Source organism: Collimonas sp. GW821-FHT02H07 (assembly GCF_059421505.1).
The window spans coordinates 505,329-521,732 of the sequence record NZ_JBWKVC010000001.1 but is presented as its reverse complement, the minus strand read 5'-3'; the positions used below and the strand labels follow the sequence as shown (position 1 = coordinate 521,732).

Annotated in this window: 8 protein-coding genes; 3 read left to right on the top strand and 5 right to left on the bottom strand. The window is 62.7% G+C overall.

From position 1 onward, the window contains the following. Window positions 1-75 precede the first annotated feature (75 nt). Complete coding sequence (locus AC07V8_RS02185; protein WP_494676852.1) at window positions 76-540, bottom strand: RcnB family protein; 465 nt, start codon at window positions 538-540, stop codon at window positions 76-78. 403 nt (window positions 541-943) lie between these two features. On the opposite strand from AC07V8_RS02185, the gene AC07V8_RS02180 reads away from it, so the two are divergent. Together AC07V8_RS02180 and AC07V8_RS02175 are read left to right on the top strand one after the other, a co-directional pair. Continuing rightward, entirely contained in the window at window positions 944-1,252 is a 309-nt protein-coding gene (locus tag AC07V8_RS02180) for a hypothetical protein (RefSeq protein WP_494676853.1), read from the top strand. A gap of 289 nt (window positions 1,253-1,541) precedes the next feature. Next, window positions 1,542-10,343 carry a glycoside hydrolase family 94 protein gene (locus AC07V8_RS02175; protein WP_494676854.1) on the top strand — a complete coding sequence of 2,934 codons (8,802 nt, stop codon included), beginning with the start codon at window positions 1,542-1,544 and terminating at the stop codon, window positions 10,341-10,343. Between the two features lie 131 nt (window positions 10,344-10,474). Here the strand turns inward: AC07V8_RS02175 and AC07V8_RS02170 are convergent, their stop codons facing one another. Together AC07V8_RS02170 and AC07V8_RS02165 are read right to left on the bottom strand one after the other, a co-directional pair. Beyond that, complete coding sequence (locus tag AC07V8_RS02170) at window positions 10,475-10,879, bottom strand: EF-hand domain-containing protein (RefSeq protein WP_494676855.1); 405 nt, start codon at window positions 10,877-10,879, stop codon at window positions 10,475-10,477. 60 nt (window positions 10,880-10,939) lie between these two features. After that, window positions 10,940-12,505 carry a S10 family peptidase gene (locus AC07V8_RS02165; protein ID WP_494676856.1) on the bottom strand — a complete coding sequence of 522 codons (1,566 nt, stop codon included), beginning with the start codon at window positions 12,503-12,505 and terminating at the stop codon, window positions 10,940-10,942. 738 nt (window positions 12,506-13,243) lie between these two features. Between AC07V8_RS02165 and AC07V8_RS02160 the strand changes: the two genes are divergently transcribed. Next, on the top strand, window positions 13,244-14,149 hold the full coding sequence (locus tag AC07V8_RS02160; RefSeq protein WP_494676857.1) for a LysR family transcriptional regulator: 906 nt from the start codon (window positions 13,244-13,246) through the stop codon (window positions 14,147-14,149). A gap of 12 nt (window positions 14,150-14,161) precedes the next feature. Here AC07V8_RS02160 and AC07V8_RS02155 read toward each other — a convergent pair whose 3' ends face one another. Further along, window positions 14,162-15,100, bottom strand: a complete 939-nt coding sequence (locus AC07V8_RS02155; protein WP_494676858.1) for an ACP S-malonyltransferase — start codon at window positions 15,098-15,100, stop codon at window positions 14,162-14,164. A 33-nt stretch (window positions 15,101-15,133) separates the two neighbouring features. After that, window positions 15,134-16,288, bottom strand: a complete 1,155-nt coding sequence (locus AC07V8_RS02150; protein WP_494676859.1) for an ABC transporter substrate-binding protein — start codon at window positions 16,286-16,288, stop codon at window positions 15,134-15,136. Window positions 16,289-16,404: the final 116 nt, after the last annotated feature.

Sequence of the window (16,404 nt, the reverse complement as noted above, 5' to 3'; positions counted from 1 at the left end):
GCAAAATCCCCCGCGCTCAAATGCGTGCGGGGGATTTTCTCGGGGCTGCTGCTGAAAAGCGCGTTGCTGTATTTGTCAGTTACCCAACAACATCTGCAAGATGATGCCGGTGGATATCGCCACCAGCACATAGTCGCCGCCGGTCTGCACCCAATGATAGCCGCGCGGCGGCGCATTCAGGTGGTGAGCGCGCCAGTCGTCGACCACGTACTGGCGGTCGCGGTATTCCGGCGGCAGCCGCTGGCCGCGATAGAAAGCGTGGTCGGGACCGGCCCCGCGCTCGTCGCGGCGCTGCTCACCGTAATCGCGGCGATCCGGCTGACGACGCTGATCGTTGTAATTGCCACGATCCGGCTGGCGGCGCTGATCGTTGTAATCGCGGCGATCCGGCTGCCGGCCCTGATCGTTACGCTGCTGGTCATCGTTGCGCTGCTGCTGATCGTAGCGCTGCGCCGGCCTGTCACGTTCCTGGCCGAACGCCAGGCCGCCCGCGAGCAGCGACATTGCCATGACGGCGGAGACAACTGTTTTCGTTTTCATGCTGGGCTCCAGTAAATTGCGACGGCTCAATATTCTTGCGCCTGATGCCGAATCATGCTCGGCTATATGCAGGATAGGCCCGCAAATGCCCGCATTCAGTACGGCAGCGCACACAAGCAGCTGCTCGTCTGCAAATAGTCTTGCCGTGTCCGCAATACACCAGACGACGGCGCTATGTGTCCCAGCGCACCGAAACGCCAGGCCAACTGCCGTAGCCTGACCGACATACATAGTGCGCCGGAAACTTTCCCGGGGCTATGCGTGCAGGTCGGCAGAAATGCGGTCTTGCAGTAGCGCTGGCTTGATCCGCCGACGCGATCCTGGTCGCCAGAGACTGATCAAATCTGGATCACTGCACACAATACCGTGGGTAGTTTCGATAGGCTACACAAAGGAAATCATCATGAAATATCCAGCATACTTTATCGCCGCCCTGTCGACGTTCGCATTAGCGGGCTGCTTTACCATGCCGGCAGGTCCTGCCGGTCCTCCGGGAGCAACCGGCGCCACCGGATATACCGGCGCTACCGGCTACACCGGGCAAACCGGCCATACCGGCGCCACCGGCGGCACTGGGGCCACAGGCGATACCGGCGCGACCGGCGACACAGGCGCTACCGGCTATACCGGTGCAACCGGCAGCACAGGAGCCCGAGGCAGCACCGGCGCCAAGGGCAGTGGCGAAACCGTGGTGGTGGTGCCGGCCCGCTAACCGCTTCCGGGCGAACTCCAGGCGCTTGCTTGGAGCTTCGTCCGAGAATCTGCTAATCTGTAAAACGTAGGACGGTCCGCAGGTCAGCAATCCGCGCTGCAACAGCCAGTACTTACGCATATCTCCCACGGGCCAAATCTCTACCGCCCCCTGTCGAACGTCTTCTCCTGACGCGGCGCCCTGCCGCTTGCCAGAAGCGATATCCAGCAGGGCCAGAACCAGATCACTGCAAACTCTTCCGCGCCCTGCGATCCGGTTCCCTTTCGTTATAAAAATAGAAATATCCAAATTGAAAACAGACCACAAATCCGTATTCGATTACCTGCTCGGGGTTAAAACCGCGCTGCGCTCGGATAATGGCGGCGGCCGGGACGATGACGAACTGCCCTTGCGCGCCGAATTGTTCAGCGCCTTGCAAATGGAGCAGCACGGCCGGATCCTGGCCAATGCGCACAAGCTCAGCCCTGAACGCGGCCGCGACCAGTTGCTGGCGCGCCTGGCCGAGAACGAAACCGTCATCATCGATGCCTGCAGCCAACTGACCGAGGCCATCAAGAGCAGCCGCCAGGTGACGCCGGCGGCGGAATGGCTGCTCGACAATTTCTATCTGATCGAAGAACAGATCCGCACCGCAAAACGGCACCTGCCGAAAAACTACAGCCGCGAATTGCCACGCCTGCTGCGCGGCAACTCCGCCGGCCGCCCGCGCGTGTACGATATCGCGCTGGAAACCATTTCGCATGGCGACGGCCGCGTCGATCCGGAAAACCTGAGCCGCTTCGTCGCCGCCTACCAGCAGGTGACGCCGCTGACGCTGGGCGAGCTGTGGGCGATTCCCATCATGCTGCGCCTGGCCTTGATCGAGAACCTGCGGCGGGTCGCCACCCACCTGGCGCAGACCCGCCTCAACCGCAATCTGGCAGAATCCTGGGCCGACGCGATGGCGGAAAGCGCCGAGAACGATCCCGGCAACCTGATCCTGCTGGTGGCCGACATGGCGCGCTCCAATCCGCCGCTCGACAGCTCATTCGTAGCCGAGCTGGTGCGGCGCCTGCAAGGGCAAAGCCCGGCGCTGACGCTGCCCATGACCTGGCTGTCGCAGCGCCTGAACGAATCCGGCCACACCATTGAACAGCTGGTCCAATCCGAAACCCAGCATCAGGCCGCCGACCAGGTCTCGATCAGCAACAGCATCGGCAGCCTGCGCTTCCTGAGCGCCATGGACTGGCGCGAATTCGTCGAAACCATGAGCGTGGTCGACCATATCTTGCGCAAGGATCCGGGCGATATTTATGCTCGCATGGATTTCGCCACGCGCGACTGCTACCGCCATGTGGTTGAAAAGCTCGCCAAGCACAGCCGCATGTCCGAAATCGAAGTAGCGCAGCAGGCGTTGCAGCTGGCGGCAGCCAATATGCAGCCCGGCGACAGCGAAACGCGCAGCAGCCATGTCGGCTATTATCTGATTGACAAAGGCTTGCCGCAGCTAGAGGCGGCAGCCGCTTACCGGCCACCGTTGCCGGAACGGCTGCGCGGCGCCGGCCGCGATTCGCCGCTGGCGGCGTACCTCGCCAGCATCCTGCTGCTGAGCCTGCTGGTGGCTGGCCTGGTGCTTGCCAAGGCTTATACCGACGGCGCCGGCGACTGGCTGCTGGCAGGGCTGGCGATCATCTCGCTGCTCGCCGCCAGCCAGCTGGCGCTGGCCATGGTCAACTGGCTCGCCACGCTGATCACGGTGCCGCGGCCGCTGCCGCGCATGGATTTCTCGGAAGGCATACCGCGTGAGTCGCGTACGCTGGTGGTGGTGCCCACCATGCTGTTCACCCGGCAAAACATCGACGAGCTGACCGAAACGCTGGAAGTGCGCTACCTCGCCAATCGCGATGACAACCTGCGCTTTTGCCTGCTCACCGATTTCGCCGATGCCGACAGCGAAAATCTGGCGGGCGAAGACAGCCTGCTGGAACATATCAATAACAATATTACCGAGCTGAATCAGAAATACCGCCAGGAATATAGCAAGGAATACAACAAGGAATATAGCAAAGCCCATGACGACCGCTTCCTGCTGCTGCATCGTCCGCGGCGCTGGAACCCGCAGGAAAAGACATGGATGGGCTATGAACGCAAACGCGGCAAGCTGGCCGACCTGAACGCCTTCCTGCGCGGCGGCGAAGCAGATACCTATTCGCTGATTGCCGGCGATACCGACGGCCTCAGCAACGTCCGCTACGTCATCACGCTGGATACCGATACGGAATTGCCGCGCGACGCCGCCAGGCAGTTCGTCGCCACCATGGCCCATCCGCTGAACCGGCCGCTGTACGACGCCAGCCGCGAACGGGTGGTCGACGGCTACGGCATCCTGCAGCCGCGGGTGGCGGTCAGCCTGCCGAGCGCCTCGGCGTCGCGCTATGAACTGCTGTGCGGCGGCGAGATCGGCATCGATCCCTACACCCGCACCGTATCGGATGTCTACCAGGATGTGTTCGGCGAAGGCTCTTTCGTCGGCAAGGGGATCTACGACATCGACGCCTTCGAGCAGGTGCTGGGCAACCGCATGCCGGAAAACCGCGTACTCAGCCACGATCTGCTGGAAGGCTGCTATGCCCGCGCCGGCCTGCTGAGCGACGTCCAGCTGTATGAGCAATATCCGTCCCGCTACAGCGCCGACGTCCGCCGCCGCCATCGCTGGATACGCGGCGACTGGCAGATCGCCTCCTGGCTGCTGCCCAGCGTGCCGGGCGCGCGCGATGCGGCGAGCGGCAGGATCCTGCGCCACCGCAATCCGCTGTCCGCCTTGTCGCGCTGGAAGCTGTTCGACAATCTGCGCCGCAGCATGGTGCCGTTTGCGCTGACGGCCTTGCTGCTGGCCGGCTGGCTGCTGCCATCGGCCTGGTTCTGGAGCTGCGCGGTGCTGGCGATCATCCTGATTCCATCGATCTGCGCCAGCATCATCAGCCTGCTGCGCAAGCCTGCCGACGTCTTGCTGCGCCAGCATTTCTCCGCCACCCTGAAAGCCGCCGGTCAGCATTTCAGCCATGCGGCGCTAACGCTGATTTTTCTGCCCTATGAAGCCGCCGTCAATCTCGACGCCGTGATCCGCACCCAGTGGCGGATACTGGTCTCGCACAGGAAACTGCTGGAATGGCAACCCTCCAGCGAAACCAGCCGCCAGTCCGGCAACGGCCTGCTGTCCTATTATCGCGACATGTGGATCGCCCCCGCCATCGCCGCGGCGGCGGGCGTCTACCTGAGCGTGGCCCGGCCGCTGGCGCTGCCAGCCGCCGCTCCTATCCTGCTGCTATGGCTGGCGTCGCCCTTCATCGCCTGGTGGATCAGCCAGCCTGTCGGCCGCCGCCAGGCGCAGCTGACTAGCGAGCAAACGCAATTCCTGCGCTCGCTGTCGCGCAAGATATGGCTTTTCTTTGAAACCTATGTCGGCCCGGAAGACAACTGGCTGCCGCTGGACAATGTCCAGGAACACCCGGTCGCCGTGGTGGCGCGGCGCACCTCGCCGACCAATATCGGCCTGTCGCTGCTGGCCAACCTGGCAGCCTACGACTTTGGCTACATCCCGGCGGGACAGCTGATCATACGCACCCAGAACACCTTTCAGACCCTCGCCGCCCTGGAGCGCTACCAAGGCCATTTCTACAACTGGTACGACACCCAATACCTGAGACCGCTGCATCCCATCTATGTCTCGACTGTGGACAGCGGCAATCTGGCCGGGCATCTGCTGACGCTGCGCCCCGGCCTGGAAGGCTTGCTGGACAGCGCGATCATCGGCGCGCGCGTCTTTCCGGGCTTGCGCGATACGTATGAAATCCTGCGCGACACCGCCGGCGGCGGTCCGCTGGCCAAGCTGGTCCAGTTCGAAAAGGATCTCGATTCGGCCTGCCAGTCCACTCCTGCCACCTTGACCGTGGCCCACGATTTCCTGCAACGCCTGAGCCATTGCGCGACCAGTTTTGTTGCCGGGCTCGACACCGTGCCCGATACCCAGCTCAACGTCTGGGCGCGCGCACTCGCCAGCCAGTGCCGGGAAGCGCAGGAAGAACTCGATCAGCTGGCGCCATGGAGCCGGATGCTGGCGCCGGCGGAGTGGCTGGACGACTTTCCCGAGCTCGACCAGATCCCGACCCTGCGCCAGCTGGCGCGCATGCATACGGAGCTGACCGGGAAATTTGAAAGAAAGCTGGCCGAGCACGGCAACGCGCTGCAGATCGAACGCCTGTCCGCGCTGCAGCGCCTGCTGGCCGAAGGCAGCCGGCGCGCCAGTGAAAACATCCTGCTGATCGAGCAGCTGGCGACCCAGGCCGAAGAGTTCGCCAGGATGGAGTACGGTTTCCTGTACGATCCCGCCACCCATCTGCTGGCGATCGGCTACAACGTCAGCGAACGCCGGCGCGACCTCAGCTTCTACGACCTGCTGGCCTCGGAAGCCCGCATGACGACCTTCATCGCCATCGCCCAGGGCCAGCTGCCGCAGGAAAGCTGGTTCGCCCTCGGCCGCCAGCTGACCATCGCCGGCGGCGAGCCGATCCTGCTGTCGTGGAGCGGTTCGATGTTCGAATACCTGATGCCGCTGCTGGTGATGCCGACTTTCGCCAATACCCTGCTGGACCAGACCTACGACTCCGCCATCAAGCGCCAGATCGAATACGGCGCCCAGCGCAACGTGCCGTGGGGCATTTCGGAATCGGGCTACCACACCTTCGATGCCAGCCTCAACTATCAATACCGCGCGTTCGGCGTGCCGGGCCTGGGCTTCAAGCGCGGCCTGGGCGACGACCTGGTGATCGCTCCCTACGCCTCGATGATGGCGCTGATGGTGGCGCCGGAACAGGCCTGCAGCAACCTGCAGCAACTGGCGGCGGAAGGGTTCGAAGGCGAGTACGGCTTCTTTGAAGCCATCGACTACACGCCATCGCGCCTGCCGCGCGGACAGAACAATGCCGTGATCCGCTCCTTCATGGCGCATCACCAGGGCATGGGATTCCTGGCGCTGGCCTACCTGCTGCTCGACCGCCCCATGCAAAAGCGCTTCGAATCCGATCCCCTGTTCCAGGCCACCATGTCCCTGCTGCACGAACGCGTGCCCAAAGCCAGCGCGACTTATTCCAACACCTCCGACCTGGCCGATATCCGCACCGCGGGCGGCGACCAGGGCATACAGATGCGCGTCTTGCAGCGTCCCGATCCGCGCACGCCGGAAATCCAGCTGCTGTCGAACGGCCGCTACCATGTGATGGTCACCAGCGCCGGCGGCAGCCGCAGCCGCTGGAACGACCTGGCGGTCACCCGCTGGCGCGAAGACAGCACGCGCGACAACTGGGGCGCCTTCTGCTACGTGCGCGACGTCGACGAAAGCAGCAACGAAGACAGCGCCTACTTCTGGTCGACCGCTTACCAGCCGACGCTGGCGCCGCCCAGGAATTACGAGGTGATCTTTTCCGAAGGCCGGGCGGAATTCCGCCGGCGCGACAACAATCTCGACATGCACACCGAGATCGTGGTGTCGCAGGAAGACGATATCGAGTTGCGCCGGACCCGCATCATCAACCGCTCGCGCACACAGAGAACCCTCGACATCACCAGCTATGCCGAGGTGGTGCTGGCGCCTGCGCCGGCCGACGCCACCCACCCGGCCTTCAGCAACCTGTTCGTGCAGACCGAGATCCTCGGTCCGCAACGCGCCATCCTGTGCACCCGCCGGCCGCGTTCCATGAACGAGAAAATGCCCTGGATGTTCCACCTGATGGCGATCCACGGCGCGGAACTGGATGCGGTATCGTACGAGACCGACCGCATGGCATTCATCGGCCGCGGCAGCACCGTCACGGCGCCGCAAGCCATGCGCAAGCCCGGCCCCCTGGGCGGCAGCGCCGGGCCGGTGCTCGATCCGATCGTGGCGATCCGCTGCCAGATCACGCTGGAGCCGGAACAGGTGGTCACCGTCGACATGGTGACCGGCATCGGCGACTCGCGCGATATCTGCCTCGGCCTGATCGAAAAATACCAGGACCGCCATCTGGCCGACCGCGTGGTCGAACTGTCCTGGCCGCATAGCCAGGTGGTGCTGCGCCAGCTCAACGCCAGCGAGGCCGATGCCCAGCTGTATGGCCGCCTGGCGAATTCGGTGATCTTTGTCAATCCGCTGCTGCGCGCCGACGCCAGCGTGCTGATCCGCAATCATCGCGGCCAGTCCGGCCTGTGGGGCTACGCCATTTCCGGCGACCTGCCGATCGTGCTGGTGCAGATCAAGAGCCAGGAAAATATCGAACTGGTGCGGCAGCTGGTGCAAGCCCATGCCTACTGGCGCTCGAAAGGACTGGCGGTCGACCTGGTGATCTGGAACGAAGACCATGCCGGCTACCGCCAGCTGCTGCAGGAACAGATCATGGGCTTGATTTCCTCGGTCACCGGCGCCAATGCGATCGACCGCCCAGGCGGCATTTTCCTGCGGCTGGTGGACCAGATTTCCGACGAAGACCGGATTCTGTTCCAGGCCGTGGCGCGGGTGGTCCTGACCGACAGCCGCGGCACGCTGGCCGAACAGATCAGCCGCCGCGACCTGATGGAAATCCGGGTGCCGCGCCTGACGCCGACACTCAGGCCGCAAGCGCTCAACGTGCCCGACGGGCTGGCGCTGGCCAACCGCCCATTGCTCATGGCAAACGGCCTCGGCGGCTTCAGCGCCGACGGCCGCGAATATGTCATCGCCACCTCGGCCACGCAAACCACGCCGGCGCCATGGAGCAACGTGATCGCCAATCCGCAGTTCGGCACCGTGATTTCCGAAAGCGGACAAGCCTACACCTGGGGCGAGAACGCCCACGAATTCCGCCTGACTCCATGGGCCAACGATCCGGTCAGCGATAGCGGCGGCGAAGCCTTCTACCTGCGCGACGAAGAAAGCGGCCACTATTGGTCGCCGGCGCCATTGCCGCGCCGCGGCGCCGGCGAGTATGTGACGCGCCACGGTTTCGGCTACAGCGTCTTCGAACATATCGAGGAAGGCATCGTCTCTGAACTGACGGTCTATGTCGCTATCGATGCCCCGGTCAAATATTCGGTGCTGTGCGTGCGCAACGAATCGGATGGGGTGCGCAAGCTGTCCGCTACCGGCTATGCCGAGTGGGTGCTGGGCGAGTTGCGCCCCAAGTCGGTGATGCATATCGTCACCGAAATCGACCCTGCCAGCGGCGCCCTGCTCGCGCGCAATCCCTACAACACCGAATTCCCCGAGCGCACCGCCTTCTTCGATGTCGACGCCGCCACCCGCAGCGTCAGCGGCGACCGCTACGAATTCATCGGCCGCAACGGTTCCCTGCAAAGTCCGGCGGCGATGGAACGGATACGCTTGTCGGGCAAGGTCGGCGCCGGGCTCGATCCGTGCGCCGCGATCCAGCAGCAGTTCGAGCTCAGTCCCGGCCAGCAGCGCGATATCGTGTTCATGCTCGGGGTCGCCGATAGCCGCCACAGCAACCTGGGCGAGCTGCTGCAGCGTCACCGCGGCGCAGCTGCGGCGCAAACGGCATTGCAAGCGGTCCATGCGTTCTGGGAGCGCACCCTGGGCGCAATACAGATAGAGACGCCGGACCCGGCGCTGAACCTGCTGGCCAACGGCTGGCTGATGTATCAGGTGATTTCTTGCCGCATGTGGGCGCGCAGCGGCTACTACCAGTCGGGCGGCGCGTTCGGCTTCCGCGACCAGCTGCAGGACGCCATGGCCCTGGTGCACAGCCAGCCGCAGCTGCTGCGCGAGCATCTGCTGCTGTGCGCCGCCCACCAGTTCATCGAAGGCGATGCCCAGCACTGGTGGCATCCGCCCACCGACCGCGGCGTCCGCACCCATTGTTCCGACGATTTCCTGTGGCTGCCGCTGGCGGTGCATCGCTATGTCAGCAGCACCGGCGACACTACCGTGCTGGACGAAACCGCGCACTTCCTTGAAGGACGGGCGGTGAACCCGGATGAAGATTCCTACTACGACCTGCCGGGCCGCTCCAGCGAAGTGGCGACGCTGTACGCCCATTGCGTGCGCGCCATCGAACACGGCCTGCGCTTCGGCGTGCACGGGCTATCGCTGATGGGTTCATGCGACTGGAACGACGGCATGGACAAGGTCGGCGAAAAGGGCAAAGGCGAAAGCGTCTGGCTCAGCTTCTTCCTGTACGAGGTACTGACCAGCTTTACCGAAATCGCCGCCGGCCGCCAGGACCAGGCCTTCGCCGAGCGCTGCCGGGCTGAAGCCGCGAAGCTGAAGAAAAACATCGCCGCCAACGGCTGGGACGGCGCCTGGTACCGGCGCGCCTATTTCGACGACGGCACGCCGCTCGGCTCGGCCAAGAATGTCGAATGCCAGATCGATTCGATTTCGCAAAGCTGGTCGGTGCTGTCAGGCGGCGGCGATCCGCAGCGCAGCCTGATGGCGATGCAGGCGGTAGACGAGCGCCTGGTGCGGCGCAAGGACGGCATCATCCAGCTGCTCGATCCGCCGTTCGACAAATCCGACCAGAATCCCGGCTACATCCGCGGCTACGTCCCCGGCGTGCGCGAAAATGGCGGCCAGTACACCCACGCGGCGATCTGGACCGTGATGGCCTTCGCCAAGCTGGGCGACCAGAAACGCGCCTGGGAACTGATGCGGCTGATCAATCCGCTCGGCCACGGCAAGACGGCAAGCAAGATCGCCAGGTACAAGGTCGAACCCTACGTGGTTGCCGCCGATGTCTACGCCGGCGCACCGCACGTCGGCCGCGGCGGCTGGACCTGGTATACCGGATCGGCCGGATGGATGTATCGCCTGATCGTCGAATCGCTGCTCGGCCTGCGCCTGGCCGGCGACAAGCTGCACATAGCGCCCTGCCTGCCGGACAACTGGACATCCTGCCGCCTGGCCTACCGCTATCGCGACACCATCTATCAGATTGTGCTGCACCAGGGTGTCGCCGATGGCGTCGCCAGCTACATCAAGGTCGACGGCGCGATACAGACGGAGGCCGCGGTTGCGCTGGTGGACGACAAGCGCGAGCATGCGGTGGAGATATTGCTGCCGGCGCGGCCGGCAGCGGCTGCGTAGTCTCGATGCAGCGGGTGGGCAGCTCAGGCAGCGGGACGCATGGCGGCGACAATCGGCTGGTAATATCCGGTCGCAGCCGGCGGCAGGATTTGCACTTGCTCAAACCCGCCGCCGCGGTGATTCGTCAATACCTAGAAGTTCGCCCCATTGGCGCGCATATAAGCCTTGACGTTGTCGAAAGTGACCCTGCCGGCGTGATTGACATCGATCTGCTCGAAATTGTTGGCGACAAAGCCGAAGCCCGCCTGCTGCGCCTGGGCCTTGGTGACGGAACCGCTGTTGCTGCTGTCGGCTTCGCTGAACTTCGCTTGCAGTTTCTGCAAGGCCCGTTCTTGCAGCGAGGCGCCGGCCACGGCCGGCTTGGCGGCGATGCGGGCGGCGGCCTTGACGTGCGCCGGCACGTAGGGATCGCCCAGTTGCGCCATGCCTTGGCGTGCCGGCGTGGTGGTGGCGTTGACGGTGCTTTGCGCCAGCGCCGCGGCAGGCAGGATGATGGCGAGAGACGAGACTGCCAAGAGTGTCAGGAATGATTTCATATCAGCTCCAGTACCTATCAGATTGAATGGCCAGCAGGATGTGCGAAATATCCGCGTGCATCACGAGCGGCTGCCGTAATACCGCACCAGATCGCTTTTCATCATCAGGCGCGACGGATCGAACAGGTAAATCATGTGGCCGCCGCGATAGTGCGTGATCTGCAAGCCGGAAATCGGACCGAGACGGCCCAGGTCCAGTTCCGTATTGTAGAAAGGCGTGGCGAGGTCATGGTAGCCATTGGCCGACAATACCTTGAGCTTGGGATTCTGGTAGATGGCTGCCGCCAGGTCGGGAATCGTATCCGGCAGAGGCAGGCCATCGTGGGTCCAGACCCAGTTCTGGATGGTGTCGCCGTTCTCTATATTGTAGGCCGAGACCGCGGTGTATTTCAAACCGTGCGGCAGATAGTCATTCATTCGGTCGGTGAACGGCTGCGTGATCAGGGTGCTGGAAGGATCGCCATCGGCCGCCAGCGGGCTGCCGTTGACCGCCACCACCCGGCCGTCATAGCGGCCGATCACGGAACCTGGAATCAGGTTGGCGCGGAAAGTGGTTTCATCCAGGTTGAAATCGGCCTTCCATTGCGGCACCGTATAACCGCTGTTGAAGAACAGCTGGTTCAGCAGGTCGGCCGAGGGTTGCGTATTCGAAGCCAGGAAGGCATCCACAGCAGGCTCATAGCTGCCGGCCACGAAGGTGCGCATCTGTTTGGCGAACTTGGTGAGATTGGTCGGCGGCGGCGTCACCAGGTTGAAATAGGCTCCCACTGCGGCATAGCCTGGGAAGTACGGTCCATACGAGCCGCCGTTAAAGTCGGCGTTCGAGTTGTAGTTCAGGATCGCCGATTGCAGCACCACGCCGGTCAGCTTGGTGCCGGCCATTTCCAGCAGGTTGGCGAGGACGTCGGTGCGCGGCGTGCCATACGATTCGCCAAACAGGTACTTGGGCGATTCCAGCCGGTGATTGGCATTGAGGTAGCGCGTGACGAAATCCCGGAACACCGCCGCATCGCTGTCCACACCCCAGAAAGTCTGGTTGGTGTTGGGGCTGATGGCTTCGGAAAAACCGGTGCCGACCGCATCGACGAACACCATGTCGGTGGTATCGATCAGGCTTTGCTTGTTGTCGACAAACGGGAAAGGCAGCGGCTCCGTGGTGGCTGGATCGCCGGTGACGATGCGCTTGGGGCTGAAGGAGCCGAGGTGCAGCCATACCGACGACGAGCCCGGGCCGCCATTATAGAAAAAGGTGACCGGCCGCTTGCCGGCGTCCTGTTTGTCAGCGGTATAGGCAACGTAGAAAATCGAGGCCTCCGGCTTGCCGGTTTTCGGATCGGCCGCAGTCAGATGGCCTGCGGTCGCCGTGTAGTGGATGGTCCTGCCGTTGATCGAAATGCTGCTGTGGGTGACCGCGGCGTTTTCCGTCACCTGCGCGGCAGCGAGCGCATCACCGGCGCCGAAGCCATACAGCGTCTTGTCGTTATAGGGCTGGTCGGCTGGCGGCCGCGCCGCTGCCGCCTCGCTTTGCAGCGTCTCCTGCGCCAGCGCCTGATGGGCGGCAAATGCCAGCGCGCATAATTGTAGGGAAACGGCCAGGCCAAACAGTAGTTTTCGTTTAATCGACATGTAGTCCTCGCAAGTTGTATTCACCGATGCTGCCGGCGGCAAACAATAAAAATCCCACCTGTGACAAGCGGCTGATGCTGGTCACGGGAATTCGACATCGACACAGGACCGGGGCCTGAGTCAGTCATGCATATGCAAGTTGTATTTTTACGGACTGAAAGGAAGTGGTGAAACGGGTAAAAATTTGTTGTCGTATGACAATATATGCAAAGAACGCGAGGTATTCAAGGTGGAGGCCAGCAAGTTCGTGAAATTTATTTCCTGCCGCCGCACAGCCATATACAGACCTGTATGTACTGATACCCTATACGCAAATATTACCAGTTGCGCAGGCAGGCTTGCATGCGACTTGCGGTGCAGTCGCTGAAGGCATGCCGGCGTCAGCAGCAAGCGCTTTGACCACGATCAAGGCTCGCGCCGCTTCGATCCGTCCGTTGCTGACGGGACCTCGGTAGAGCCGCTCCGCCGCGCAAATGCCAAATTGGCGACAATGCTGATCGCGACGCCGCTCGCGCCAATCACGATGAGTAAAATTTCGGACATAGATTCCCCTTATCGTCCTGGTGAAAGCACCAGCGATTTTTGTGTTGACCACCTCGAAAAGCCAAGGTAAAACAGCTTGGCGGCAATGCGCCGAACACGATATCGGCAAGCACCGCATGCCTTCACTGTAGCGTTACAGGCAAGGCCAGCGCCAATACCGAATATGGCGTGCATCTATCTCGAAACGGCATAGCAATGATTTCACTCAGACAGCTCAAGTATTTCGTCGAAATTGTCGACGCCGGCAGCTATACCCGCGCCGCCGAGCACCTGTTCATCGCGCAGTCGGCCTTGAGCCGGCAGATGAAGGAACTGGAAACCGACATGCAGGTCAGCCTGCTGCAGCGCGATTCGCGCCATATCGAGCTGACCGAGGCGGGACAGCTGTTCTATGAAAGAAGCAAACGGATCCTGGAAGATATCGAAGACGCCATTGTCCAGGCGCATCAGGTCGGCAAGGGCGAACAGGGACGCATCCGCGTGCTGCATTCGAGTTCGGTCACCTTGTCCGCCGCCATGGGCAACATTTTCAATACGCTGCTGACGCAGTTTCCCGGTGTATCGCTGGATTTTTCCCGCGCGCCCTCCGAACACCAGGCGCTGGACATCGACGAAGGCCGCGCCGATTTCGGCCTGGTGCGGCTGCCGATATTGCGCCAGCTGCCGAATATCCAGATCAAGAAAGTGTTTTCTGAAAAGCTGGTGGTAGCGCTGTCCAAGGACCATCGCTTTGCGCACAGAAGCACAATCGGCATCGCCGAGCTATGCGACGAACACTTTGTGTCGGTACCGCACAAGGATCGCGGCGGCCTCAGCTACCTGGTGGCGGCGCTGTGCATGCGGCACGACTTTTTCCCCAAGGCTTCGCGCGCTACCTCGCGCAAGGCCTCGCTGCTGAATCTGATTGAGGCCAACCTGGGGATTGCGATCGTGCCGGAAAGCATGCAAGAGATCGCGCCGGCCGGAATCCGTTTCCTGCAACTGCCGCCGCAGGATGCGCAATCCGACGTTGCCGTGATTTACCGGCGCGACGCCGCACCCATGGTGGCCGCATTCATCGCCGCATTCTTGCAGTTGATGCCGCATGCGGAGCAGGCCTGAGCGGCCTGGCCGTCACAAGCGCTGCAGCCAGTTGACGATACCCTGCAACGAACGGAATTCACTCACCGAGCGGCATGCGATATGCGGATGGCGCGCCGCCAGCATGCGCGACAGCGCTGCCCCCGGTCCCAGTTCCAGCGCCGCCGTGATGCCGCGCTCGGCGCAGGCATCCATGCAAGCGCTCCAGCGGATGGTGTGCGCCATCTGTCGCGACAGGGTCTCCTCCGCTTGTTCTTTTCTTGTCAGGATACGGGCATCAAGGCCGGATAGCAGCGGCAGCAAAGGATCGCATGACAATTGCTGCTTGAGCTGCTGCGCAAACGGCGCGACCGCGGCTGCCATCAAGGGAGTATGCGAAGCCACCGTCACCGGCAGCAGCGTTATTTTTCCGCCCTGTCTTTCGATGTCGGCGGCAGCGCCCGGCAAATCCTGCTGCAGGCCGCCCACGATGCAGCTGTCGGCATCGGTCTCTATCGCCACGTACAGCTGCCGCGCCGCCAGCAAGGCTGCCAGCGGCCGCAAGGCGATGCCGCTGACGGCGAACAAGACTTGCGGCGATCCCGGCAGCAGGCACGCGTCCATCAGCTGCGCCCGCGCCTGCGCCAGGGCGATCGCCTGCGGCGCGGACATGGCGCCGGCGACATGCCAGGCCGCCAGCTCGCCTATGCTGTATCCGGCCACCAGTTCAGGGGGCGGCAATTGCGCCTGCAATGCGGACCAGATGGCGGCCGTCGCAGCCACGATCAGCGGCTGCGCCAGGCGGTTGGAGAACAGCAGATCCTGGTCCGACAGGACCGCCGGCAGCGACCGGCCGGGTGTTACCGCCGCCAGCCACGGATCCAGCAACTGCGCCAGCAACCGCGCGCTAGCGGGATCGCTGCACGCCAACTCGAACATAGACGCATGCTGGCCGCCCTGTCCTGAGCATAGCAGCGCCAGCCGCGGCGTCATGACTGACTCGCCGCGGTTTGCTGCGATTGCGGCTTAGCGCAGTACGTAGCCATCCTTGCCGATCACGGTCAACTCGATGAAATTCAGGCCGTCGCGGCTGTTCGGGCCATATTTGAGGGCCATGCCGCCGATATCGTAACCGCCCATGCTTTCCAGGCCGCTGACCAGGCTGTCGCGGGTCGGCTTGTTGCCGGCGCGGCGCAAGCCTTCCACCAGCACCTTGGCCGAGATGAAGCCTTCCAGCGTCGGGTAGGAGTCGGACAATTCGCTGCGAGTCTTCAGCGCAGTCATGAATTCCTTGGAAATCTGCGTGCTGGAGCTTCTCGGATTCGGAAACACTTGCGTCATGCCCAGGCCGCGCGCGTCTTTCCCCAGGCCTTGCAGGAACACCTGCGAGCTGACGTTGGACAAGGTGATCAGCTGCTGCTGGCCGCCGGCTTCGCGATACTGCTTGATGAAGGCGGCGCACGGCTTGGCGGTGCAAATCATCAGGACTGCCTGCGGCTTGGCGTCGAAAATCTTCTTGACCGCGCCTTCCACCGCCACGGTGTTGCGTTCATAGTTGGCGACTACCGGCTCCGGCAATTTATTCTTCTTGATCGCCTGCTTCAAGCCTTCCAGCGCGTCATTGCCGAAGGAATCGTTGGACACCAGCACCGCATAGCGCTGCAGGCCCATGCCCGACAGCTGCTCGATCGCGGTGCCGACTTCGTCGCGGTATTTGGAACGCACATTGAACAGATAGTGCTGCATGGGCTCGTGCAGCGAAGTCGCGCCGCTGACTGGCGCAATCAGCGGCACCTTGGCATCGTTGATGGCGCCCAGGATGGATTCGGTGGTCGGCGTGCCGCGATACAGGAACAGCGCGAACGCATTCTTTTCATTGAGCAGCTTGCGGGTATTTTCGACGGTGCGCTTCGGCTCAAAACCGTCGTCCAGCGATTCCAGCACGATCTTGCGGCCAAACACGCCGCCTTGCTTGTTGACGATATCGAAATACAGCTGGGCGCCGGCAGTGGCTTGCTTCACTTCTTCCGCCGTGGTGCCGGTAAAACCGGCAGACTGGCCGATCACGATGGTGTTGCTGGTGATGCCCGGTTCCGCGATAGCGCTACCAGCCGCAAGCAAGCCAAACAGGCCCAATGCGCTGATGCTGACAGCCAAAGACAACTTCTGATGCACTTTCATTTGTTCTCCAGAGATATTCGTCGACGCAGTATCTGCATGGGAGGCCGGCCGCGCTGAACCAGTTCACGATCTGTAACCTCAGCAAACTACGCTGACGGGGACGCGGTAAGATCGTG